This window comes from uncultured Subdoligranulum sp., assembly GCF_963931595.1.
Taxonomy (GTDB): domain Bacteria; phylum Bacillota; class Clostridia; order Oscillospirales; family Ruminococcaceae; genus Gemmiger.
Window position 1 is genome coordinate 2,706,357 of sequence record NZ_OZ007030.1, and the last position, 23,426, is coordinate 2,729,782.

Consider the following 23,426-nt stretch of genomic DNA (forward strand, 5'->3'; position numbering starts at 1 on the left):
CACAATAGATTCCGAACCCTCACCCAAACAGGAGGCAATCACTTCATGGCAGAAGAAATCATCACCGAAACCAACCGCGAGACGGCCACCGATCACGCCTACGGCGGCGCCCAGATCCAGGTCCTGGAAGGCCTGGAAGCGGTGCGCAAGCGTCCCGGCATGTACATCGGCTCCACCGGTCCTTCCGGCCTGCACCACCTGGTCTACGAGATCGTGGACAACTCCATCGACGAGGCCCTGGCCGGCTACTGCACCCACATCGAAGTCACCATCAAGCCCGGCAACATCATCCAGGTGTCGGACAACGGCCGCGGCATCCCCGTGGACATCCAGCCCAAGCTGGGCATCCCGGCCGTCACCGTCGTCTACACCGTGCTGCACGCCGGCGGCAAGTTCGGCGGCGAGGATTCCGGCTACAAGGTGGCCGGCGGTCTGCACGGCGTGGGTGCTTCGGTGGTCAACGCTCTGTCGGAATGGCTCACCGTGCGGGTCCGCCGCGACGGCGCCGAGTACGAACAGAGCTTCAAGCGCGGCAAGCCGGACGGCGATTTGAAAAAGATCGGCACGGCAGCCTCCACCGGGACCATGGTCATCTTCAAGCCGGACCCCGAGATGTTCCAGGAAACCACCCTCTACCGCTACGAAACGCTGCTCAAGCGTCTGCGGGAGGAAGCCTTCCTCAACGCCGGTGTGCGCATCACCCTCACCGATGAGCGCCCCGCCTCCGACCGTCCCGCCGAAGAACAGGGCCCCGAAAACGACGGCCGCAGTGAGACGATGTGCTACGAGGGCGGCATCCGCTCCTTTGTGAGCTACCTCTGCGAGCGCCGCGACCTGACGCCGCTGACCCCCCAGGTCATGTATATGAAGGGGGAGGGCCAGGGCGCCGTGGCGGAAGTGGCCCTGCAGTACTACGACAACAGCTACAACGAACTGCTTTTGAGCTTCGCCAACAACGTCCATACCCCCGAGGGCGGCACCCACGAGGAGGGCTTCAAGCTGGCGCTGACCCGCGTGCTCAACGAGTACGCCCGGGCCAAGGGGATTCTCAAAGACAAGGACGAGAACCTCTCCGGTTCCGACGCCCGTGAGGGCATCATCGCGGTGGTCAGCGTGAAGCTGCAGGAGGCCCAGTTCGAGGGCCAGACCAAGGCGAAACTGGGCAACACCTTCATCAAGGGCCTGGTCAGCAACGTGGTGTACAAGGCGCTGACCGAGTACTTTGAGGAGAACCCCGCCGTGGCCAAGGCCATCCTCGAGAAGGCCACCCAGGCGGCCCGCGCCCGCGCCGCCGCCAAGAAGGCCCGGGAACTGGTGCGCCGCAAGAGTGCCCTGGAATCCAACCGCATGCCCGGCAAGCTGGCCGACTGCCACGAAAAAGACCCCAGCAAGACCGAACTCTTCATCGTGGAGGGCGATTCTGCAGGCGGTTCCGCCAAGATGGGCCGGGATTCCAACATCCAGGCCATCCTGCCCTTGTGGGGCAAGATGCTCAACGTGGAGAAGGCCCGCGCCGACCGCATCTACGGCAACGACAAGCTCATGCCGGTGGTCACCGCCCTGGGCACCGGCATCGGCGACGAGTTCGATATCTCCAAAGTGCGCTACCACAAGATCTTCATCATGGCCGATGCCGATGTGGACGGCTCCCACATCTGCACCCTGATGCTCACCTTCTTCTTTAGGTATATGCGGCCCCTCATCGAGCACGGCTACGTCTATGTGGCCCAGCCGCCGCTTTTCAAGCTGCAGAAGGGCCAGACCGTCAAGTACGCCTACAACGACGACGAAATGAAGGTGCTCTCCGCCGAGATGCCCGGCGCCAAGGTCAACCGCTACAAAGGTCTGGGCGAAATGAACCCCGACCAGCTGTGGGAAACCACCATGAACCCCGACAACCGGGTCATTGTCCAGATCAAGATCGAGGACGCCGAGCGCGCCGACGAGGCGTTCAGCATCCTCATGGGCGAGCAGGTGGAACCCCGCCGCCAGTTCATCGTCAAGAACGCAAAGTTCGCGAATCTGGACGTGTAAGGGCCGGTCAACGGGGGCAACCCCGGCAGAAAGGCAATCATGGAACTGCCGAAACGCAAACATCCGCGGCTGCCGCATCTGGATTACAGCGCAGCCAACGTCTATTTTCTGACGCTCTGCACGAAAAACCGCAGCCGCTGTCTTGCCCGGATCGTAGGGCGGGGTCTTGACCCCGCCGTTACGGTCGCCCTGGAACTGACACCCTACGGCAATATTGCCGAACAGGACCTGCTGGCGCTGCCCCGCCATTTTGCAGGTGTGGAGCTGCTGCAGTATGTCATCATGCCCGATCATCTGCACATCCTTTTGCAGCTGCAGGAGGTTGCCGCGGCGGGGTCAAGACCCCGCCCTACCATCCCCACCCTTATCGGGCAGTACAAGGCAGGGGTCAGCCGCAAATGCAAACGCTCGCTGTGGCAGGCATCCTTTTACGACCATGTGGTCCGCTGTGAGCAGGAACTGCTGGAAATCCAGCGTTATATCGAAAACAATCCCCGAAAATGGGTGCTGGACGGCAAGGCGTGACATAGCTGTTCCCGCCGCATCGTCCGGCGGGGTCAAGACCCCGCCCTACAACCAATCTCCTCAATTCTATCGATTCCAAGGTGGTACACTGAATGGAAGAAAATATCATTATGGTGCCGGGGTCCGGCACCAAGGTCATTGAGCGCGATGTCAAACAGGAGATCGAAACGGCCTTCCTGGATTACTCCATGTCGGTCATCGTCTCCCGCGCGCTGCCCGATGTGCGGGACGGCCTGAAACCCGTCCACCGCCGCATCCTTTACACCATGCACGAGCGCGGCAACGATCCCCAGCATCCCTACCGCAAATCCGCCGATACCGTCGGTGCCGTGCTGGGCTCCTACCATCCCCACGGCGACGCCTCCGTCTACGACGCCATGGTCCGTCTGGCCCAGGATTTCAGCCTGCGCTATCCCCTGGTGGACGGCCAGGGCAACTTCGGTTCGGTGGACGGCGACCCTCCGGCTGCCTACCGTTACACCGAGGCCCGCATGTCCAAGATCGCCTGCGAGATGCTCACCGACATCGAGAAGGATACCATCGACTGGGACCCCAACTTCGATGAGACCAAGAAGGAACCCCACGTGCTGCCCAGCCGGTTCCCCAACCTGCTGGTCAACGGCAGCCAGGGCATCGCTGTCGGCATGGCCACCAACATCCCGCCCCACAATCTGCGGGAAGTGGTGGCCGGTATGTGCGCCCTCATGGACAACCCCGACATCGACCTGGCCGGGCTGATGGAGTACGTCAAGGGCCCCGACTTCCCCACCGGCGGCATCATCATGGGCCGGTCGGGCATCCGGGCGGCCTACGCCACCGGCCGCGGCAAGATCACCCTGCGGGGCCGCGCCGAGATCGTGGAAAAGAAAAACGGCCGGTATGAGATCCTCGTCACCGAGATCCCCTACATGGTCAACAAGACCCGCCTCATCGAATCCATCGCGGACCTGGTCAAGGACAAGCGCATCGACGGCATCTCCGACCTGAACGACGAATCTTCCAGCCGCACCGGCATGAAGATCGTCATCGAGATCAAGAAGGATGCCAACCCCCAGGTGGTGCTCAACCAGCTCTACCGCTACACCCAGCTCCAGGACACCGTGGGCGTCATCATGCTGGCGCTGGACGACGGCGTGCCCAAGATCATGAGCCTGAAGACCGTCATGGAGCGGTACATCGACTTCCAGATGGAAGTCATCCGCCGCCGCACCGCTTTTGACCTGAAAAAGGCCCAGGAGCGGGAACACATCCTGGAAGGCCTGCACAAGGCCGTGGACATCGTGGACGAGATCATCGCCACCATCCGCGCCTGCAAGGGCGGCTTCGCCGAAGCCCGCCAGGCCGTCATGGACCGGTTCGACTTCGACGAACCCCAGGCCGACGCCATCGTCAAGCTGCAGTTGGGCCGTCTGGCCGGTCTGGAGATCCTGAAGATCGAGCAGGAGTTGGGCGAACTGCGCGCCGCCATCGCCGATTACAAGGATATTCTGGCCAATGACGAGCACGTGAAGCGCATCGTCAAGACCGACCTGCAGACGCTGGCCGACAAGTACGGCGACGAGCGCCGCACCTCCATCGAGGCGGTGTCCGGCGAGGTGGATATCGAGGACCTGATCCCCGAGGAGACCTGCGTCTTCACGCTGACCCACGAGGGGTACATCAAGCGCACGGCGCTGGATACCTACCAGGCCCAGAACCGCGGCGGCCGGGGCGTCCAGGGCATGACCCAGAAGGACGACGACTTCACCGAGGAGCTCTTCGTCGGGTCCACCCACGATTATATGCTCTTCATGACCGACCAGGGCCGTGTCTATCGCCTGAAGGGATACCAGGTGCCGGAGGGCAGCCGCACGGCCAAGGGCAGCCATATCGTGAACCTGCTGCAGCTCCAGGAGGGCGAGAAGGTAACCCTGATGCTCCAGCAGAGCGCCAAGGCCGACGAGGAGAACACCTACCTGACCATGGTGACCCGGCAGGGTCTCATCAAGCGCACGCCGCTGTCCCAGTTCCGCAACATCCGCAAGGCGGGCCTCATCGCCATCGGCCTCAACGAGGGCGACAGTCTGGTGTGGAGCCATCTCACGGGCGGCAGCGACGAGATCATCGTGGCCACCCATGACGGTGCGGCCATCCATTTCACCGAGTCGGACGCCCGGTCCATGGGCCGTACCGGACACGGTGTGCGGGTGATCCGGCTGCGTGAGGGCGACTACGTGATCGGCGCCGGCGTCTGCCGTCCGGGCGCCACCGTGCTGACCATCACCGAGGAAGGCAAGGGACGCCGCAGCCGTGTGGACGATTACCGCATTACCAAGCGCGGCGGTCTGGGGATCCGCAACTACGCCAAGGGCGATGTGGCGGGCATCAAGATCGTGGACGAGACCGACGACCTGATCCTCATCAGCGCCAACGGTATCCTGATCCGCATTCATGCTTCGGACATCAATGTGCAGAGCCGCTACGGCAGCGGTGTCCGTGTGATGCGGCTGGCCGAGGGCGACAAGGTGGCCATGGTGGCACGTGTCGACCGCGACAACGACGCCGAGACCGCCAAGGTGGAGGCCGATGCCGGCGACGACAGCGAACCTACCGCCGAGGAACTGGCGGCTATCGAGGCTGCCGAGCGCGCCGACGAAGCCGCCGATGTCCCCGACGACGAGTGATCTTGTTCCTTCTTTGCAAAGAAGGAACCGAAGAAATTCCAAATAAAAATATCCCGAGGGGGTTTACCCCTCGGGATATTTTTGTTGAGAGTTCTTTTGGTTCTTTTCTTGCAAGAAAAGAACAGGCTCTCCCGTATGGTGGGCCATCCTCTGATGACCCGCGCCCTATCCGACAGTCCGCTGGACTGTCGTCTTACGGGCTGTTCAAGTCCTGGATGGCCTTTTTCAATAAAAAAACGTCCCCGGGTCGGGGACGTTCTTTTATGAGTGGGCCATCCAGGACTTGAACCCGGGACCAAGCGGTTATGAGCCGCCAGCTCTGACCAACTGAGCTAATGGCCCGCATCAGTCGTACACATTAGTATACCACAATTTGAGCCCATTGCCAAGTCCCGCGTCATTTTTTGGCCCGTCCCCACATACCTTGTGCCAAAGGGGGATGGAACTATGTCTCGTCTGGGTTGGGCGCTGGCCGCCCTCGTCCTGCTTCTCTCGGTGCTGGCGGCGCCGCTGCTCTTCTCTCCCGCCGCGCCTGTCCCCGAAACCGCTGCCCCCACCCCCAGCCCGGCGCCCGCCGTCACCGCTGTTCCCGCCGCCCGGGACAGGCCTTATCGCGCCGTCTGGGTCAGCTATCTGGAATGGCAGCAGATGGATTTTTCCAGTGCCGACGCCTTCTCCCGGGACATTGCCGCCATGCTGGACAACATCGCGTCGGTGGGGGCCACCGTGGTGCTGGCCCAGGTGCGGCCCTTCGGGGATGCGCTGTATCCAAGCCGCTACTTCCCCTTCAGTCACCTCTGCACCGGCACCCAGGGCCAGGACCCCGGCTTCGACCCGCTGGCTCTGCTGGTACAGGCTGCCCACGCCCGGGACCTGAAACTGGAAGCCTGGGTCAACCCCTACCGCATCCAGGCGGGGGGCGTGCCCGCCCTCTGCGACGAGAGCCCCGCCATAACCCACCCCGACTGGGTCAAAGAGACCCAATCGGGCAGCTATCTCGACCCCGCCAACCCCGCCGTGCGGCAGTACATCGCCGACGGCGTGGAGGAACTGTGCCAAAACTACGACCTGGACGGCATCCATTTTGACGACTACTTCTACCCCACCACTTCCGCCGCCTTTGATGCGGCCGAGTACGCCGCGGCGGACACCGGCCTCTCGCTGGAGGACTGGCGGCGGGACAACGTGAACGCCCTTATGGCCCTCTGCCACGGCGTCACCGCCCGGTACGGCCTGCGGCTGGGGGTGGCCCCCCTGGGCGACCCCGACCTCTGCTACGACGGCCAATACAGCGACGCCGCCCTGTGGCTGGCACAGGGCGGCTACGTGGACTATCTGATGCCCCAGCTCTACTGGGGGCTGACGTATACGCAGGACGGCGACACCGCCCACAGTCTGGATACGCTGGCCGCCCGCTGGGCAGACTTGCCCCGGAACGGGGGCGTGGCCCTCTATGTGGGGCTGGGCGCCTACCGCATCGGCGACGGGGACGGCTCCACGGCCGGCGCCGCCGAATGGCAGAGCGGCCACGCCCTGGCCGACCAGCTGGACGCCCTGGAATCCCTGGGCATCGGCGGGGTGGGGCTCTACCGCTACGCTTCCCTGTGGGAAAACACCGGCTGGCCCGAGCTGGCCCAAGCCGAACGGCAGGCACTGGCGGCCCGGTGGGTCACAGATTCCCCCGGGTATTGAGGCGGTAGCCCACCTTGAACACCGTCTGGATGTCCTGTTCCAGCCCCAGCTTGCGCCGCACCCGGTTGATGTGCACATCCACCGTGCGGCTGGCCCCGATATAATCATACCCCCAGGCGTCGGTCAGCAGCTGGCTGCGGGTCAGCACTATGTTGCGGTTGCGCACCAGCGTTTCCAGCAGGGCGTATTCCCGGGGCGTCAGCGCCACTTCCTCCTCGCCGCGGAACACCCGGTGGGCCCGCAGGTCGAGATGCAGGTCCTTGAACCGGAAATCCGTCAGCCGCCGCGCCCGCCGCAGCAGCGGCCGGGTGTTGGACGGCGAAACAAAAACTTCCTGCAATGCAATGGCGTTGGACATGGAACAGCCCTCCTTCTGGCGATACATTTTTCATTCTCTCTTATATACTATAACGACAGATGTTGCCGACTTGTTACAAATATTGCCAATAGTTATACAAAATATTTAAAATTGTGCAATAATTGGAAAAATGTTTTCATTTTTTGCAGGAAAAGGGTACAATGAGGGTATCCTGCCGGTGTTTGGGAAGTTTTCCACCCGCCTCAGCCCTGCGTAAAACTGTTTTCCACCGCCCGGAAGGAGTTTCCCCGGGCGGTTTTTCCGTCCCTTGTGAAGAACTGTGGAAACTTTCCCCATCGATTTGGACGGCAATCCGTCGGTTTCGGGAAAATTCCCCGGTTTTCCACCCGGTTTTCCACAGTTTCCACAGAGTTTTCCACCATTCCACCGTGGATAACTCGGTGGAAAGTGTGGAAAAGTCCCCCGCCGGTCCCCAAAAACCCGATAACTGCGCGGATTTTTCGATTCGTTCAAAATCCATTCACATGCGGTTCATGATTTCGGTGCATGCTATCCTTTGTAAGGAGTGAATACCCATGAAAGAAACGACCCCTCCCAAAGATCCCAAGAAAAAACTCTGGATCGGCTATGCCGTGATCCTGGTGTTGCTGCTGCTGGGCAACATCTTTCTGTTCCCTGCTATGATGCAGGCCAGCGTGAAAAGCGTCAACTACAGCACCTTCCTTCAGATGCTGGAGGACAAGCAGCTGACCACCGTCCAGCTGGAAGATCAGCAGATCTACTTTGTGGACAACCAGGACCAGGCCTACAAGACCAACGCCATCGCCCAGGACGGCGACCTCGTGAACCGGCTGGAAAACGCCGGGGTGGAGTTCGGCACGGTCTACCAGAATCCCACCATCTGGGATTCTCTGCTCAACCTGATCCTCAGCATGCTGCCCGTGATCGTGCTGTTCTGGTTCGCCAACCGCTGGCTGGCCAAACGGATGCAGGGCATGGGTGGCGCCAACGCCATGCTGTTCGGAGGCAAGTCCGGCGCCAAGCAGTACGTGGTGGACGACAAGACCGGCATCAAGTTCCAGGACGTGGCCGGCGAGGACGAGGCCAAGGAAAGCCTGCAGGAGATCGTGGATTTCCTGCACAACCCCAAGAAATACGAGGACATCGGCGCTAAGATGCCCAAGGGCGTGCTGCTGGTGGGCCCTCCGGGTACCGGCAAGACGCTGCTGGCCCGGGCCGTGGCCGGTGAGGCCGGCGTGCCCTTCTTCTCCATCGCGGGCAGCGAGTTCGTGGAGATGTTCGTGGGCATGGGCGCCTCCAAGGTGCGGGACCTCTTCAAGCAGGCCGGCGAGAAAGCCCCCTGCATCGTCTTCATCGATGAGATCGATACCATCGGCAAGAAGCGTGACGGCGCCGGGGCCGTGGGCGGCAACGACGAGCGGGAACAGACGCTGAACCAGCTGCTCACCGAAATGGACGGCTTCGACGCCACCAAGGGCGTGGTGATCCTGGCCGCCACCAACCGCCCCGAATCCCTGGACCCGGCGCTGACCCGTCCCGGCCGTTTTGACCGCCGTGTGCCGGTGGAACTGCCCGACCTGAAAGGCCGGGAGAGCATCCTGCGGCTCCACGCCAAAAAGGTGAAACTGGGCCCCGACTGCGACTTTGCCATCGTGGCCCGCATGACCCCCGGTGCTTCCGGCGCCGAGCTGGCCAACATCATCAACGAGGCGGCCCTCTGCGCCGTGCGTCACCGCCGCAAGGCCGTGACCCAGTTCGACCTCCAGGAGGCGGTGGACACCATCCTGGCGGGCGCCCAGAAGAAGAACAAGATTTTGAACGACAAGGAAAAGTGCATCGTGGCCTACCACGAGGTGGGCCATGCCCTGGTGGCGGCCCTCCAGACCCACAGCGCCCCCGTGCAGAAGATCACCATCGTGCCCCGCACCTCGGGCGCCCTGGGCTTCACCATGCAGGTGGACGAGGGGGACCACACCCTCATGACCCGGGAGGAGATCCTCAACAAGATCGCCACCTTTACCGGCGGCCGGGCGGCCGAGGAGCTGATCTTCCACTCCATCACCACCGGCGCCTCCAACGACATTGAGCAGGCCACCAAGCTGGCCCGGGCGGCGGTGACCCGCTACGGCATGACCGACGACTTCGACATGGTGGCCCTGGAAACGGTGAACAACGCCTATCTGGGCGGCGACGCCAGCCTGGCCTGCAGCCAGCAGACCGCCGCGGCGGTGGACGCCAAGGTGGTGGAGCTGGTAAAGGAAGCCCACCAGAAAGCCCTCAAGCTGCTGGCGGAGAATAAACGGAAACTGGATGAGATCGCCCAGTATTTGTATGAAAAGGAGACCATCTCGGGCGAAGAATTCATGCGGATTTTGAACGCACAGCCGCAATTACCGGCCCCGCATCCGGCAGATTCCACAAAAGAAAGCCAGTAATTTTGTGCTTTTATACCCTTGCAACCCCTTGACGAATGGGGTGCTGCCCTGTATCATAAAAGAAAACTTCCCAGTGAGAGGGGGAACACAGAGTGACGTTCGAGGAACTGCAGGAGCTTTTGGCCGAACAGTTCAGCTGTGATACGGCGGAACTGAACCGGAGCGTAGCGCTCAGCGACCTGGGCGCCGACCATGAGGACATGGTGGAACTGGCCTGGGCGCTGGGGGAAGCGCTGGGCGTCGAGATCGACGAGAGCGAACTGAACGTGGATATGACGATCGGTGAACTGTGGCGCTTTGTCGTTGACCAGGCAGAAAACGCCGAAGCGTAAAAACATGCGGCCCGCCACTTTGCTGGCGGGCCTTTTTGCTGTGTACAGGAAGGATGGCCCTATGGCACAACGGAAAAAACGGTATCTGCTGGCGGTGGCCCTGCTGCTGGCGGCGGCCCTGGCCCTGATGATCTTCTACGGCCTGCGCAAACAGGGCTACCATGTGGACGAGCTGTATACCTACGAGCTGACCAACTATCCGGGGGGATTCTACGCCCTCCAGGAGGGCTACCTGGATACCTGGCAGCAGGGCAGCCTGTATGAAAGCGCCCTCCACCCCGACCGGGCCTTCGACTATGCCATCCCCTGGAACAACCAGAAAATCGATGTGCACCCGCCGCTTTACTACTGCGTGGTCTACACCTTTGAGTGCCTCTTCCCCGGCATGTCCCTGCCCTGGGTGGGGATCCTGCCCAACTTTCTCTGTCTTTTGGGGGGCGCCTTCGCCCTCTACTGGGCCGCCCGCCGCATGACCGGTCGGTTCTGGGTGTCCTGGGTGGCGGCGGCGGTGTTTTTGCTCAACATCGGCAGCCAGGGCATGGCGGTCTTTACCCGGATGTACGCCCTGCTCATGCTGGAAACGGTGCTGCTGGTGCTGGCTCACCTGACGCTCTACCGTCAGCTGCTGGCCGGGCAGAAACCCCGCTGGGTCTTTGTGGGGCTGGCCGCGGCCACCCTGGCCGGGGCGCTGACCCAGTATTTCTTCCTGGTGTTCTGTTTCTTCTTCTGCGGCCTGTTCGGGCTGTGGCTGCTCTTAACCCGCCGCTGGAAGACCGCCGCCATGTATGTGGTGGCGGAGTTCGGCGGGCTGGGGCTGGCCTACCTCGCCTTCCCCACCATGAAGCAGCACATCTTCTCGGGGTCCCGGGGCAAGCAGGCCCTGGGCAGCTTCTTTGATCTGAGCACCCTCTCGGACTGGGCGGCCAGCGTGGGCCGGGTGCTCAACCTGCTGGGGGCCCAGTTCGGCGGCGCCGTGCTGTGGGCGCTGCTGGTATTGCTGGCGGCGGCGCTGCTCTGGAAAAAGGGTTGTCGGCCCCGGGGCATGGGGCTGTTCGCCTGCATGCTGGCGCTGGCGGGGCTTTTCTACATTGTGGTCATCGACAAGGCCGCCCCCTTTGAGGCGGACCGCTACTATGTGCTGCTCTACGGGCCGCTGATCCTGGCGGCCACCGTGGTGCTGGCCCGGCTGACCGAGCTGTTCCCCCAGTGGGAGCCGCTGATGGTCCTGGTGGTGCTGGTGCCGGTGCTGGCGGCCCATCTGACAGAGGGCAACGGCTATCTCTACACCCAGTATGCGGGGCGGGAGCCCGCATTGGCGGATACCGCTTCCCTGCCGGCGGTGGTGCTGAACAAGGCGGGCTACGATGTGGCCCCCGACCTTTTCCTGCCGGAATTCGCCCGCCGCGAGGCCGTCTACCAGGCCCACTGCGGCGACGAGGCGGAAAGCCTGGCCGAGGCGGTAAAGAGTAAGGATCTCTCGGGCGGGTTTGTGCTCTACGGGTACATCTATGAGGCCGACGAGCTGCTGGACCTGGCCCAAAGCGTGCTGGACATCCAGTCGGCGCAGCTCCTTACCGATGTGGCCCGCTGCCCGGTGTATTACATTACGTTGGCGGAATGATTTTGTTCCTTCTTTACAAAGAAGGAACCGAAGAAATTCCAAAGAAAAATGCACGGTCATAGACCGTGCATTTTTTATATAAAACAAAAGAATGGGTTGGCTGTAGGGCGGGGTCTTGACCCCGCCGGACAATTTAACGGTTACCGCAAAATTCCGCGGCGGGGATACTCCCCGCCCTACGGATAACGACAGTTTATATAGAAAAATGCATGGTCGTATGACCATGCATTTTTGGTTAAAATTTCTTTGGTCCTTTCTTTATAAAGAAAGGACAATCATCCCCGCGTACCCACGATGCTGGAATCGGTGCTCCAGCCCTGGAGGTCGGTGGGGGTCAGGCTGGACAGCCAGTTCTCATGCTCGGCGTCCCACTGGTCCCAGGCCTCCTGGCTGCGGATGGCCGTGCCGGTGAGGTAACTGTCGTCCCAGGGATTGGCCGGGTCGGGGTCGGTGGGATCCCAGCCCCGCTTATCCTCGTCTTTCGGGTCGGTGTAGATCGTCCCCGGCTTGCCCATGGGGCCGGGGTTCTCGGCGTCGTCGTAGATCACCACCGGCGTGCCGATGGGACAGTTGTCATAGATCCACTTCACGTCCACCACCGCCAGCCGGATGCAGCCCAGGCTGGCCAGACTGCCCAGCTCGTTGAACTCGTCGTACTCCACGTCGTCCTTGTGCTGGCTGTAGTAGGGCACGCTGTGGAACAGGTACCCGCCATAAATCCGGGTGGCGTACTGCCCGTAGCTGGGGCCCATCAGCAGCCGCCAGTCATAGTTCACCGGCGTGGTCCAGTAACCGGTGGGCGTGTCCTCGCCGCCGCTGCATACCATCGCCATGAAAGGCACCGTGTACCGGTTGTCCTCGTCCGCCGTGTACACCGTCACCGTGCTGGCCGCCCGGTTCACCGCCACGAGATACGGAAAACCTTCCTGGGCGTCCAGCGTCATGCCGTCGCCGGCAAACTGCTCGGCCAGCGATTCCATCAGTGCCTTGCCCGCCTCGTCCCAGGTGGTGGGATCGGTGACCTGGGGCGCGTCCTTGGTGGCGTTCGTCGAAGCCGTGGCCATCACCAGCGCACTTTCCGGCGTGGCGGTGGGCGCCGGCGTGGGCGTGGCCGTCACCGCCGGCGTGGGAACCGGGTCCGGGTCCTTCGGTTTGCGGGAACAGCCCGCCAGTATCGTTGCGGCAAGCACCAGCGGAATGATGCGGCGTACAATCGTCATAGTGTCCATCCTTTTCGTTTTGTTCCTTCTTTGCAAAGAAGGAACCGAAGAAACTCTAACAGAATAAACCGTGAGGAGGTTGCGCCCGGAAGGCGTAGGCCGCCCGGTACGTGGAGGCTCCCGTGCAAGAAGGAACCGAAGAAACTCCAACAGTATAACCCGTGAGGGGGCAGCGCCCGGAAGGCGTCGGCCGCCCGGTGCAGGGATAGCCGGATTGGGTTAAATTTCTACCCCGTACACCTCGTGCACGAATTTTTCCAGCGCCGCAAAGCTGCGGCGCACCTTGTCGGTGCCGATGCAGTAGGCCATCCGGAAATACCCCGGGCACCCGAAGGTGTCACCCGGTACCAGCGCCAGGTCGTAGGCCATCGCCTTGCGGCAGAAGGCGTTGGCGTCCTCTTCCAGGGCTTTGGGGAAGATGTAGAAGGTGCCGTCCGGCTTGTTCACCGTGAAGCCCAGCTTCTTCAGCTCGTCGTAGATCAGGTTCATGTTGGTCTCGTAGACTTTCAGGTCGCTGGTCAGGTCGATGCAGCGGCCCACCGCCCACTGGAACAGCCCCGACGGGCAGTTGTGGCCGGTGCCGCGGGAAATCTGCCCGCACATGGGCACAATATAGGCGGCGTCCTCAGCGTGGGGGTTCACCGCCACATAGCCGATGCGCTCGCCCGGCACGCTCAGGCTCTTGGAGAAGGAGTAGCAGGTCAGCGTGTCGGCGTAGAACTTGGCCGGGTAGGGCACCTCCACCCCGCCGAAGGAGATCTCCCGGTAGGGTTCATCGGAGATAAGGAAGATGTGGTGGCCGTATTTCTTGCCGGCGGCGGTCAGGTAGTCGGCAAGCCGGGTCAGCGTCTCGGCGCTGTAGGCCACGCCGCTGGGATTGTTGGGCGAGTTGATCAGCACCGCGGCGGTGTTCTCGTCCACGAGACCGTCCAGCGCCTCAAAGTTGATCTGGAAGTCCTCCACACGGGGCGGCGCCACACGCAGCGTCAGCCCGGCGCCCTCCATGTAGGGCTTGTATTCCGGGAAAAACGGCGCAAAGGTCACCACGTTCTGGCCCGGCACCGCCACGCAACGCACGGCATGGGCCAGCGCGCCCGCCGCGCCCGAAGTCATGAAGATGTGGTCCGCCGTGTAGTCCATCCCGAAACGCCGGTTCAGGCTTTCCGCCACCTGGGCGCGAACCTCCGGCAGCGTCAGCGTGGGAGTGTACCCGTGCAGCGCCACCGGGTCGGTGTGTTCCAGCAGGTCCAGGCAGGCTTCGGTGAACTGCGGCGGACAGGGTACCGACGGATTGCCCAGCGAATAGTCAAATACGTTGTCGTATCCGATCTCCTTGCCCCGCGCCGTGCTCCATTCGGAAATTTCCCGAATCACCGACTTCGCTCCCAGCATATCTTTGTAGTGCTGCGCAATCATTGTACCCTATCTCCTTTACAGATTTTGTAGAATTCCCTACTTTCTTTGCACCTACTTTCTTTGCAAAGAAAGTAGGCAAAGAAACTCCAATCTTTTGCCCGTGTATCACGCGCTGCGGCAGAAGGGCGGCTCGCCCTTACGCCGCGGCACAAAGAAAGCAGGCAAAGAAACTCCAATCATATTACCCGTGACGCTGCGGCCGGGGTACATCCCCTGCCTTGCCCTTACAGGGAAACCAGGCAAAAGAATTCCAATAGTATACCCCGGAAATTTGCGGTTTGGGTTGTAGGGCGGGGTCTTGACCCCGCCGAAGAATCCGGCGGCTACCGCAACACCCCGCGGCGGGGATGAATCCCCGCCCTGCAGATAAACGAAAACGGGATGTGCCGGGGCATCGACTGTGCCCGGGTTTACCCCAGAATAACCTTCTCCAGGTCGGCGGCGGTGGCGGCCAGGTATTCGGCGCCCGCCTCCTGCAGTTCCTCCCGGGTGCGGAACCCCCACAGCACGCCGCAGCAGGGCAGCCCCGCGTTGTGGGCGGTGGCAACATCCACGTTGCTGTCCCCCACGTAGAGCACTTTCCCGGAAGCCGGGTCCACGCCCAGATGTTCCATCAGCGCCCGGGTGCCTTCCGGCGCGGGCTTGGTGGGAACCCCCGGCCGCGCGCCCCGGATGACCTCAAAAAGGCGGCGGTCAAAGTACCGCGCCACCACGTCCCCGGCGAATTCGTCGGCCTTGTTGGAGTATACCGCCATCCGGATGCCTTTCTCGTGCAGCCGGGCCAGCAGTTCCGGCATGCCCGGGTAGGGCGCCGTCTTGTCGAATTTGTGGGCGCCGTACTGGATGTCAAACTCTTTCAGCGTGGCGGCCAGCTTTTCCGGCGTGCGCTCCGATTCCGGGCTGAACCGCTCCACCAGCTTGGGGATGCCGTTGCCCACAAAATAACGGTACTGCGCCACATCGTAGGTGGGCCAGCCGTGGGCCGCGCACACCCGGTTGGCGGAATCCGCCAGGTCGTCGATGGTGTTCAGCAAGGTGCCGTCCAGATCAAACAATACGGTTGTATACATATTCCCTGTTCCCTCTTTATCGTTACAGATACCCTTATTATAGTGGCATGGACCAAAAACGGCAAGACGATTTTGGCGCTTTTGCCAATCCGTACAGAAAATAGTTGTAAATTCTCGAAAAAAACAGTACCCTGTCCCGCCGGATTTATGGTATGATAGTATCGCGAATTGTAAGGAGGCATTGTTCCCCATGGAATTAGCGTTTGATCTGTTGCGGTCGGTCGTTTACGGTGTCATCGAGGGCATCACCGAATGGCTGCCCATCTCCAGCACCGGCCACATGATCCTGGCCGAGCAGCTGCTCAAGTTCAGCTTCGACGAGGAGTTCATGTCCATGTTCCGCGTCGTCATCCAGCTGGGCGCCATCCTGGCCGTGGTGGTATTGTATTTCAAGAAGCTGTGGCCCTTCTGCGCCGACAACGGCCGGGATTCCGGATTCTCCAAGCATCTGCGCTGGCCGGTGGTGCGGCTGTGGCTGAAAATCATCGTGGCCTGCCTGCCCGCCGCCGTGCTGGGCTTTTTGCTGGACGACTGGCTGGACGCACACCTGTATAACAGCATCGTGGTCGCCATCATGCTCATCGTCTACGGCGTGGCGTTCATCCTCATCGAGCGCCGGCCCCGGGTGCCTTCCACCACCAAGCTCAGCCGCATCACCTACAAGCAGGCCGTGCTGGTGGGTGCCTGGCAGGTGCTGGCCATGATCCCCGGTACTTCCCGCAGCGGCGCCACCATCGTGGGCGGCCTGCTCTGCGGTATGAGCCGCCCCTGCGCGTCCCAGTTCACCTTCTTCCTGGCCATCCCCGTCATGGCGGGCGCTTCCGGCCTCAAAGTGGTCAAATACCTGGCGGGCGGAAGCAGCTTCACCCTGCCGGAAGTCCTGGCTCTGGTGGTGGGCTGCGTGGTGGCCTTCGTGGTGTCCATGGCCGCGATCCGGTTCCTCATGAATTATGTGAAGAAACATACCTTCACCGCCTTCGGCTGGTACCGTATCGCCCTGGGCATCGTCGTCCTGGCCATCTGGGGCATCCAGACCTTTGTCCTGGCTTGAGTTTTGTTCCTTCTTTACACCTACTTTCTTTGCAAAGAAAGTAGGCAAAGAAACTCCAATCTTTTGACCCGTGCATCACGCGTTGCGGCAAAAGGGCGGCTGGCCCCTCTGCCGCGGCAAGGCAAAAACCGAAGAAATTCCAATCAAAAAATCCCGCTATGGATTCCATAGCGGGATTTTTTATTGGATTCCCCCGGCACCTCTTGTACAGAAGAGACAAACCCCAGGCAGAGAAAAGGACAAGGGGCCGGAAAACAGACGGGTGGACCGGGCAGCCCAACAGGGGGAATCCCCCGTCCCCGCCGGAGCATTTGGCGGTAACGGCCACACCCTGCGGCGGGGAAGAATCCCCGCCCTACAGATACAGGAAAATGGGATGTGGTTGTTCCCCACCCCGTGACCGGCACATACAGGGTCGGCTGGATCCTCCCTTCTGGTAAGGAAGGGCCGAGAGCTCCCAACAAAAATCCCCGCCCGGGGGAACCCGGACGGGGATTTTTATTCAGAGTTTCTTTGGTCCTTTCTTTGCAAAGAAAGGACGAATCAGGCGACTCTTACTTGTACAGGTCGACCAGGCGGGTCAGGTGCTCGTAACGGGCATTGGCAGCTTCCTGGTTCTTGGCGAACAGCTCCTTCGCACGCTCGGGGAAGGCGCGGGCCAGACGGCTGTAACGGGTCTCGTTGTTCAGGAAGTCCTGATACTTGCTCATATCGCCGGCCTTGGAGGTCAGGGTGAAGGGGTTCTTGCCCTCGGCCTTGTTGGCGGGATTGAAGGTGAACAGGTTCCAGTAACCGGCCTCCACAGCCTTCTTCATCTCGTTCTGGCAGTTGGTCATGCCGCCCTTGACACCGTGCAGCTCGCAGGGAGCGTAGCCGATGATGATGGACGGGCCGGGATACGCCTCGGCCTCGGCAATGGCCTTGACAGCCTGAGCCATGTTGGCACCCAGAGCGATCTGGGCAACGTAGATGTAGCCGTAGGTCATGCAGATCTCGGCCAGGCTCTTCTTGCTGATCTCCTTGCCGGCAGCAGCGAACTGGCAGACCTCACCGATGTTGGAGGCCTTGGAAGCCTGTCCGCCGGTGTTGGAGTACATCTCGGTGTCGAAGACCATAACGTTCACATCGTGGCCGGAAGCCAGGACGTGATCCAGGCCGCCGTAACCGATGTCGTAGGCCCAGCCGTCGCCGCCGAAGATCCAGAAGCTCTTCTTGGCCAGGTACTGCTTGTCCTTCAGGATCTCCTTGGCCTCGTCGCAGCCGCAGGCTTCCAGCGCAGCAATCAGCGCCTTGGCGGGGGCATCGTTGGCCTTGGTGTTGCCCTTGGTCTCGATGAACTTGTCGATGACAGCATCCAGCTCGGCGTTCTTGCCCTTCAGCGCGACAACCTTCTTGATCAGGTTCTCACGGATGGTCTCGTAGCCGATCTGCATACCGAGGCCATGCTCGGCGTTGTCCTCGAACAGAGAGTTGATCCAGGCGGGACCACAGCCGGACTCCTTGTTGGTGGTGTACGGGCTGATGGAAGCGGTGCCGCCCCAGATGGAGGAGCAGCCGGTGGCGTTGGAGATGAACATCTTCTCGCCGAACAGCTGGGTGATCAGGCGGGCGTAGGAAGTCTCGGCACAGCCAGCGCAGGAGCCGGAGAACTCAAGCAGCGGCTGGTTGAACTGAGAACCCTTGACGGAGATCTCGGAAACCACACCGGGGACGTTGTCCTTCTTGCGGATGTTCTCGACACAGTAGTCGAAAGCAGCCTGCTGAGCGGACTGGCTCTCCTGGGGCTTCATCTCGATGGCCTTGGTCGGGCAGACCGTGACGCACTCGCCGCAGCCCATGCAGTCCAGAGGAGACACAGCGATGGTGAACTTGTACTCGCTGGCCTTGGGCTTGGTGTCGGCGCTCTTCAGGCTCTCGGGGGCCTTGGCCAGCTCGTCGGCGGTCAGGCAGAACGGGCGGATGGTGGCGTGAGAGCAGACGAAAGCACAGTTGTTGCACTGAATGCACTTGGAGGGATCCCATTCGGGCACCATGACGGCGGTGCCGCGCTTCTCGTAGGCGGAAGCGCCCAGTTCCCACTCGCCGTTGGGGTTGTGGGCAAAGGCAGAGACCGGCAGGCTGTCGCCGTCCATACGGGCGACGGGCTCCATGACATCGCGGATCTGCTTGACCAGCGGGGCGGGACCCTTCAGGTCGGCAGGAGCGGCATCGGGAGCGGGGTTGTGCCAGCTGTCGGGCACGGTGACCTTGTGGACAGCGTCCACGCCGGCATCGATGGCCTTCCAGTTCATCTCAACAACGGCGTCGCCCTTCTTGCCGTAGCTCTTCTTGGCGGCGGCCTTCATGTACTCGACGGCCTCGTCGATGGGCATAACGTCAGCCAGCTTGAAGAAGGCGGACTGCAGGATCGTGTTGGTGCGCTTGCCCATGCCGATCTCGATGGCCTTGTCGATGGCGTTGATGGTGTACAGCTGGATGTTGTTGTCGGCAATGTACTTCTTGTCGGCAGCGTTCAGGTGCTGATCCAGCTCCTCGTCAGTCCACTGGCAGTTGATCATGAAGACGCCGCCGGGCTTGACATCCTGCACCATCTTCATGCCCATGTGGATGTAGGCGGGGTTGTGGCAGGCCACGAAGTCGGCCTGGTTGATGTAGTAGGGGCTGCGGATGGGCTTGTCGCCGAAACGCAGATGGCTGATGGTCACACCGCCGGTCTTCTTGGAGTCATACTGGAAGTAGGCCTGGATGTACTTGTCGGTGTGGTCGCCGATGATCTTGGTGGAGTTCTTGTTGGCGCCGACGGTGCCGTCACCGCCCAGACCCCAGAACTTGCACTCCTTGGTGCCGGGGGCGGAGGTGATGGGTGCGGGCTTGACCTCGGGCAGGCTCAGGTTGGTGACATCATCCACAATGCCGATGGTGAAACGGCTCTTGGGAGCGTCCTTGGCCAGCTCGGTGTAGACAGCGAAGACGCTGGACGGCGGGGTATCCTTGCTGCCCAGGCCGTAGCGGCCGCCGGTCAGCACGATGTCGTTCATGCCGGCCTCACGCAGGGTGGCGGCGACATCCAGGTAGAGGGGCTCGCCCAGAGAGCCGGGCTCCTTGGTACGGTCGAGGACCGCGATCTTCTTGACGGTCTTGGGCAGGACCTTCAGCAGGGCCTCAGACACCCAGGGACGGTACAGACGGACGAGCACCAGGCCGACCTTCTCGCCCTTGGCAGTCAGGTAGTCGATGACTTCCTCGGCCACGTCGCAGATGGAACCCATGGCGATGATGACGCGGTCAGCATCGGGGGCGCCGTAGTAGTTGAACAGATCGTAGTTGGTGCCGATCTTGGCGTTGATCTTGTCCATGTACTTCTTCACGACGGCGGGCAGCGCCTCGTAAGCCGTGTTGCAGGCCTCGCGGTGCTGGAAGAAGATGTCGCCGTTCTCATGGCTGCCGCGGGTCTTGGGATGCTCGGGGTTCAGCGCCTCGGCACGGAACTTCGCGACGGCGTCCATGTTGCACATTTCCTTCAGATCTTCGTAGTCCCACTTCTCGATCTTCTGGATCTCATGAGAAGTACGGAAACCGTCGAAGAAGTTCACGAAGGGAACGCGGCCCTCGATGGCAGACAGGTGCGCCACGGGGGACAGGTCCATGACTTCCTGCGGGTTGGATTCGCACAGCATGGCGAAACCGGTCTGACGGGTGGCGTAAACGTCGCTGTGGTCACCGAAGATGTTCAGGGACTGGGTGGCGACGGTACGGGCACTCACGTCAAAGACGCAGGGGAGCTGCTCGGCTGCGATCTTGTACATGTTGGGGATCATCAGCAGCAGGCCCTGGGATGCGGTGAAGGTGGTGGTGATGGCACCGGTACCAAGAGAACCGTGCACAGCACCGGCGGCACCGGCTTCGGACTCCATCTCCACAACCTTGACCTGGTTGCCGAAGATGTTCTTCAGGCCGGCAGCGCTCCACTGGTCCACCGTATCAGCCATGGGGCTGGACGGAGTGATGGGGTAGATGGCAGCCACATCGGTGAACGCATAGGCTACGTGCGCCGCAGCGGTATTGCCGTCCATAGACTGTTTTGCTCTGGGCATTTTTCTTCCTCCATTTTCAAGAGTAGTTTTGCATTCTGCACGGGCTTTTGCCCCCGCACAGGCCCACGCCTGCCCGGCAGTCTGCCTGTGTTTTGCCCCGGGCACACTGCTAGAAAGACGCTTTTGCATAGCTTTATTGTACCAAAAAACCACTCGATTCGTAAAGGGTTTTTGGTGAGAATGTTGCACAGATTTTGGGGGCGGATGTGTGCATTTTGACTATTTTTCCACAAACGTTCCATCCGGCGTTTCACAGCAGTCCGAAAAATGTCACTTTGTGAAGAATTTCACGTGCTGCGAAAATCAAAGAATCTCCCGTACCGTCAGCGTTTGTCCGTCCACCGTGAACCGCACCTTGTTCTGCCCAAAATCCAGCGTGTACACCCGTGCGGGGTCGTGCTGATACCCCGGCCGGGGGTCGTTTTTCAGCACGCCCAGCAGGGCCGCCCGCTTTTCCTTTGGCACTTTGCCCAAAAGGGCCGCGTCGCACACCACGTCCAGGGCGTAGCCGGCGGTCCGGGCCGTGAACCCGCCCCGGGCGTCGGGGTGGGCGTCCACGCAGGGCAGGTAGGGTTTGATGTCGTAGATGGGGGTGCCGTCCAGGAGGTCGGCGCCCTTCACCAGCAGGTCGCAGCCCTCGATGCCCGCCAGCTCCACGCAGGAAAGGCCCAGGGCGTTGGGGCGGTAGGGGCTGCGGGTGGCATACACCCCCCGCCGCACGTTGCCGCCCAGGCGCGGCGGCCGCACGGTGGGACGCCATTTCTTGCCCGCGGCGTACTCCTCGGCCACGGTGGAAAACTGCCAGATCAGCCACAGGTGGCTGTAGCCGTCCAGCCCCACCAGGGCGTTGGGGTCCCGGTATTCCGGCTCGAAGACGATGCGGGCGGTGAGTTCCGGCACGAGGCTGCTCTGCCGGGGAATGCCGAATTTGTCGGAGAAGTCGGTGTGGATGCGGGCGATGGGATGGATGGTGTAGGCGTCTGACATGGGTAAAATCCCCCTTTTTTGTATATCTTAACCATAACAGAACGCCCAAATTTGTCAACCTTTTTTCTTGACCGGGGCGGCGGGGACGGGTATGCTTAGTTTTAATAAGGAAAGCGGAAACGAGGAGGGATTGCGGATGAAACGGACAGGATGGGCGGCGCTGCTGCTGGCGGCGGCTCTTCTGACGGGATGCAGCGGGCAGTCCAGCCAGACCACGGCAGCGGGCACCCAGGCCACGGCGGAGGAGACCGCCCGGGAGGTATTGACCGAGCTGTACAGCGCGGGGGCCCAGGAGTATTCGGATTTTGAGGAGGCCCTGGCGGACAGCGCCACCGGCGAGAGCGCCCTGGAGGAGTACCTGATGGACCGGGTGGGGGACAGGCTCAGCCCGGAGGCCGAGGAGGCCGTGCTGTCCAACCGGGTGTTGAGCCGGGTGCTCATGGCCTGGCCGTCCACCGAGGTGGTGGCCCAGGAGGTGGACCTGCAGGCGGCCGATACCGGCGACGACAGCCAGTGCCGGTATGAATATACCGTCACGGCGGGCCCGGAAGGGGAGGACCCCCAGCAATATACCGGCGTCATATCCCTGACCCTCACCGACGGCGTCTGGCAGGTGACGGGCATCGAGTGACCTACTTTCTTTGCACCTACTTTCTTTGCAAAGAAAGTAGGCAAAGAAACTCCAACCATTTACCCCGTGAAGCTGTGGCTGCGGAAAACTCCGGGCCTGTCTTTGCAGGGAAGCAGAACGAAGAAACTCCAACCAAAAATGCATGGTCATTGACCATGCATTTTTTATATATAGATTGAATGAAATTTCGGTTGTAGGGCGGGGTCTTGACCCCGCCGGACAATTTGGCGGTAACGGCCCCACCCCGCGGCGGGGATAAATCCCCGCCCTACAGATACAGGAAAATGGGCTGCCTGCCTGTGTCCGACTGTCCCTGAAAAACTGTTGTAAAATAACTTTTTTTCCAAAATCTGCAAAATACCGCGGACCTGCCTCGTTTATAGGTACGAGTGCCCTTTCTGCAGGGGCGCAAAGGGCAAAATTTACATCATGCGGCCTTTTCTTTCCCGTCGAAGTATGGTAGAATAAGGCCAATATCCGCTTGGAAAGGGGGCAGGTGTTTGGCACCCATCATCCGCACCGAAAAACTGCGCAAAGTCTATGCCGTGGGCAAGGAGCGCGTCGTGGCGCTCAACGACGTGGACCTGGCCATCGAAAAAGGGGAGTTCTGCTGTATTGTGGGCCAGTCGGGTTCCGGCAAGAGTACCTTGCTCAACATGCTGGCCGGGCTGGAAAAGCCCACCCGGGGCAAGGTGTTCATCGGCAAGCACGAAATCAGCGCCATGACCGAGACCGAGCTGGCCCGGTTCCGCCAGGCCCACCTGGGGTTCATCTTCCAGAGCTACAACCTGCTGCCCACCATGACGGCGGCGGAGAACGTGGCGCTGCCCCTCCTTTTTAAAGGGGTGGACAAGGCCACCCGCATGCGTCTGGCCCGCAAGGAACTGAAACAGATGGGCCTGCTGGGGCGGGCCAACCATCTGCCCACCGAGATGAGCGGCGGTCAGCAGCAGCGTGTGGGCATCGCCCGGGCCTTTGTGAGCAGCCCCAAGGTGATCTTCGCCGACGAGCCCACCGGCAACCTGGACTCCATGACCAGCAAACAGGTGTTGTACCGCATGCTGGAGATGTCCAAACACCAGAAGGTCACCTTCGTCATGGTCACCCACGAGCCGGAACTGGCCCAGTGTGCCGACCGCATCGTCACCATTCTGGACGGCAAGGTGCAGTCCAGCGTCGTGCAGGACGACGAAACCAAACAGAAACACCGGGACGAACTGTTTGCCGATATGCACGGCAACCTGGATATCGGCGGCGCCGCCAGCAAGGAAGCGCCCGCGGCGTCCCCATCCTGACAACGAAAACTGGAGGTCTT

16 protein-coding genes and 1 tRNA gene are annotated in these 23,426 nt (G+C 61.5%); 10 read left to right on the forward strand and 7 right to left on the reverse strand.

Annotated features, from left to right (window positions below; translation table 11 throughout):
- The first annotated feature begins 45 nt into the window (after positions 1 to 45).
- The 3 genes from gyrB (at position 46) to gyrA (ending at position 5,222) form a co-directional block, all read left to right on the forward strand.
- On the forward strand, positions 46 to 2,034 hold the full coding sequence (gene gyrB, locus ABGT73_RS12950) for a DNA topoisomerase (ATP-hydrolyzing) subunit B (protein ID WP_346670076.1): 1,989 nt from the start codon (positions 46 to 48) through the stop codon (positions 2,032 to 2,034).
- A 39-nt stretch (positions 2,035 to 2,073) separates the two neighbouring features.
- A complete protein-coding gene (locus ABGT73_RS12955) occupies positions 2,074 to 2,559 on the forward strand; it encodes a transposase (RefSeq protein ID WP_346670077.1) in 486 nt (161 codons plus the stop codon).
- A 92-nt stretch (positions 2,560 to 2,651) separates the two neighbouring features.
- The gene (gene gyrA, locus ABGT73_RS12960; RefSeq protein ID WP_346670078.1) at positions 2,652 to 5,222 is read left to right on the forward strand and encodes a DNA gyrase subunit A; all 2,571 of its coding nucleotides are present in this window, start codon (positions 2,652 to 2,654) and stop codon (positions 5,220 to 5,222) included.
- A gap of 268 nt (positions 5,223 to 5,490) precedes the next feature.
- Here gyrA and ABGT73_RS12965 read toward each other — a convergent pair.
- Positions 5,491 to 5,564, reverse strand: a tRNA-Ile gene (locus ABGT73_RS12965).
- Between the two features lie 105 nt (positions 5,565 to 5,669).
- On the opposite strand from ABGT73_RS12965, the gene ABGT73_RS12970 reads away from it, so the two are divergent.
- Positions 5,670 to 6,914, forward strand: a complete 1,245-nt coding sequence (locus tag ABGT73_RS12970; RefSeq protein WP_346670079.1) for a family 10 glycosylhydrolase — start codon at positions 5,670 to 5,672, stop codon at positions 6,912 to 6,914.
- Here the strand turns inward: ABGT73_RS12970 and ABGT73_RS12975 are convergent.
- On the reverse strand, positions 6,892 to 7,272 hold the full coding sequence (locus ABGT73_RS12975; RefSeq protein ID WP_346670080.1) for a winged helix-turn-helix domain-containing protein: 381 nt from the start codon (positions 7,270 to 7,272) through the stop codon (positions 6,892 to 6,894). The genes ABGT73_RS12970 and ABGT73_RS12975 overlap by 23 nt on opposite strands.
- A gap of 536 nt (positions 7,273 to 7,808) precedes the next feature.
- On the opposite strand from ABGT73_RS12975, the gene ftsH reads away from it, so the two are divergent.
- From ftsH to ABGT73_RS12990, 3 genes are all read left to right on the forward strand, one after another.
- On the forward strand, positions 7,809 to 9,689 hold the full coding sequence (ftsH, locus tag ABGT73_RS12980; protein ID WP_346670081.1) for an ATP-dependent zinc metalloprotease FtsH: 1,881 nt from the start codon (positions 7,809 to 7,811) through the stop codon (positions 9,687 to 9,689).
- Between the two features lie 92 nt (positions 9,690 to 9,781).
- The gene (locus ABGT73_RS12985; protein ID WP_346670082.1) at positions 9,782 to 10,021 is read left to right on the forward strand and encodes a phosphopantetheine-binding protein; all 240 of its coding nucleotides are present in this window, start codon (positions 9,782 to 9,784) and stop codon (positions 10,019 to 10,021) included.
- A gap of 61 nt (positions 10,022 to 10,082) precedes the next feature.
- The gene (locus ABGT73_RS12990; protein WP_346670083.1) at positions 10,083 to 11,642 is read left to right on the forward strand and encodes a hypothetical protein; all 1,560 of its coding nucleotides are present in this window, start codon (positions 10,083 to 10,085) and stop codon (positions 11,640 to 11,642) included.
- Between the two features lie 275 nt (positions 11,643 to 11,917).
- Here ABGT73_RS12990 and ABGT73_RS12995 read toward each other — a convergent pair whose 3' ends face one another.
- The 3 genes from ABGT73_RS12995 to ABGT73_RS13005 all read right to left on the reverse strand — a co-directional run bounded on the left by ABGT73_RS12995 (position 11,918) and on the right by ABGT73_RS13005 (position 15,348).
- Positions 11,918 to 12,862 carry a L,D-transpeptidase gene (locus ABGT73_RS12995; RefSeq protein ID WP_346670084.1) on the reverse strand — a complete coding sequence of 315 codons (945 nt, stop codon included), beginning with the start codon at positions 12,860 to 12,862 and terminating at the stop codon, positions 11,918 to 11,920.
- A gap of 219 nt (positions 12,863 to 13,081) precedes the next feature.
- Entirely contained in the window at positions 13,082 to 14,278 is a 1,197-nt protein-coding gene (locus tag ABGT73_RS13000; protein WP_346670085.1) for a pyridoxal phosphate-dependent aminotransferase, read from the reverse strand.
- 410 nt (positions 14,279 to 14,688) lie between these two features.
- Complete coding sequence (locus tag ABGT73_RS13005) at positions 14,689 to 15,348, reverse strand: HAD family hydrolase (protein ID WP_346670086.1); 660 nt, start codon at positions 15,346 to 15,348, stop codon at positions 14,689 to 14,691.
- A 190-nt stretch (positions 15,349 to 15,538) separates the two neighbouring features.
- Here ABGT73_RS13005 and ABGT73_RS13010 point away from each other — a divergent pair, with 190 nt between their 5' ends.
- Positions 15,539 to 16,399: an undecaprenyl-diphosphate phosphatase gene (locus ABGT73_RS13010; protein ID WP_346670087.1), complete on the forward strand. Its 861-nt coding sequence runs from the start codon at positions 15,539 to 15,541 to the stop codon at positions 16,397 to 16,399.
- Between the two features lie 554 nt (positions 16,400 to 16,953).
- On the opposite strand, the gene nifJ is transcribed toward ABGT73_RS13010, so the two are convergent.
- Both nifJ and tsaA read right to left on the reverse strand, forming a co-directional pair.
- The gene (gene nifJ / locus ABGT73_RS13015; protein ID WP_346670088.1) at positions 16,954 to 20,493 is read right to left on the reverse strand and encodes a pyruvate:ferredoxin (flavodoxin) oxidoreductase; all 3,540 of its coding nucleotides are present in this window, start codon (positions 20,491 to 20,493) and stop codon (positions 16,954 to 16,956) included.
- Positions 20,494 to 20,796: 303 nt separating this feature from the next.
- Positions 20,797 to 21,480 carry a tRNA (N6-threonylcarbamoyladenosine(37)-N6)-methyltransferase TrmO gene (gene tsaA / locus ABGT73_RS13020; protein WP_346670089.1) on the reverse strand — a complete coding sequence of 228 codons (684 nt, stop codon included), beginning with the start codon at positions 21,478 to 21,480 and terminating at the stop codon, positions 20,797 to 20,799.
- 136 nt (positions 21,481 to 21,616) lie between these two features.
- Here tsaA and ABGT73_RS13025 point away from each other — a divergent pair, with 136 nt between their 5' ends.
- Together ABGT73_RS13025 and ABGT73_RS13030 are read left to right on the forward strand one after the other, a co-directional pair.
- Positions 21,617 to 22,111 carry a hypothetical protein gene (locus ABGT73_RS13025; protein WP_346670090.1) on the forward strand — a complete coding sequence of 165 codons (495 nt, stop codon included), beginning with the start codon at positions 21,617 to 21,619 and terminating at the stop codon, positions 22,109 to 22,111.
- Positions 22,112 to 22,611: 500 nt separating this feature from the next.
- Entirely contained in the window at positions 22,612 to 23,406 is a 795-nt protein-coding gene (locus ABGT73_RS13030) for an ABC transporter ATP-binding protein (protein WP_346670091.1), read from the forward strand.
- The last annotated feature ends 20 nt before the right edge of the window (positions 23,407 to 23,426 follow it).

What these genes read in the sequence shown, in the direction of transcription:
- gyrB (WP_346670076.1), top strand. Translation starts at nt 46, where the DNA reads ATGGCAGAAGAAATCATCACCGAAACCAACCGCGAGACGGCCACCGAT.
- ABGT73_RS12955 (WP_346670077.1), top strand. Translation starts at nt 2,074, where the DNA reads ATGGAACTGCCGAAACGCAAACATCCGCGGCTGCCGCATCTGGATTAC.
- gyrA (WP_346670078.1), top strand. Translation starts at nt 2,652, where the DNA reads ATGGAAGAAAATATCATTATGGTGCCGGGGTCCGGCACCAAGGTCATT.
- ABGT73_RS12970 (WP_346670079.1), top strand. Translation starts at nt 5,670, where the DNA reads ATGTCTCGTCTGGGTTGGGCGCTGGCCGCCCTCGTCCTGCTTCTCTCG.
- ABGT73_RS12975 (WP_346670080.1), bottom strand. Translation starts at nt 7,272, where the DNA reads ATGTCCAACGCCATTGCATTGCAGGAAGTTTTTGTTTCGCCGTCCAAC.
- ftsH (WP_346670081.1), top strand. Translation starts at nt 7,809, where the DNA reads ATGAAAGAAACGACCCCTCCCAAAGATCCCAAGAAAAAACTCTGGATC.
- ABGT73_RS12990 (WP_346670083.1), top strand. Translation starts at nt 10,083, where the DNA reads ATGGCACAACGGAAAAAACGGTATCTGCTGGCGGTGGCCCTGCTGCTG.
- ABGT73_RS12995 (WP_346670084.1), bottom strand. Translation starts at nt 12,862, where the DNA reads ATGACGATTGTACGCCGCATCATTCCGCTGGTGCTTGCCGCAACGATA.
- ABGT73_RS13000 (WP_346670085.1), bottom strand. Translation starts at nt 14,278, where the DNA reads ATGATTGCGCAGCACTACAAAGATATGCTGGGAGCGAAGTCGGTGATT.
- ABGT73_RS13005 (WP_346670086.1), bottom strand. Translation starts at nt 15,348, where the DNA reads ATGTATACAACCGTATTGTTTGATCTGGACGGCACCTTGCTGAACACC.
- ABGT73_RS13010 (WP_346670087.1), top strand. Translation starts at nt 15,539, where the DNA reads ATGGAATTAGCGTTTGATCTGTTGCGGTCGGTCGTTTACGGTGTCATC.
- nifJ (WP_346670088.1), bottom strand. Translation starts at nt 20,493, where the DNA reads ATGCCCAGAGCAAAACAGTCTATGGACGGCAATACCGCTGCGGCGCAC.
- tsaA (WP_346670089.1), bottom strand. Translation starts at nt 21,480, where the DNA reads ATGTCAGACGCCTACACCATCCATCCCATCGCCCGCATCCACACCGAC.
- ABGT73_RS13025 (WP_346670090.1), top strand. Translation starts at nt 21,617, where the DNA reads ATGAAACGGACAGGATGGGCGGCGCTGCTGCTGGCGGCGGCTCTTCTG.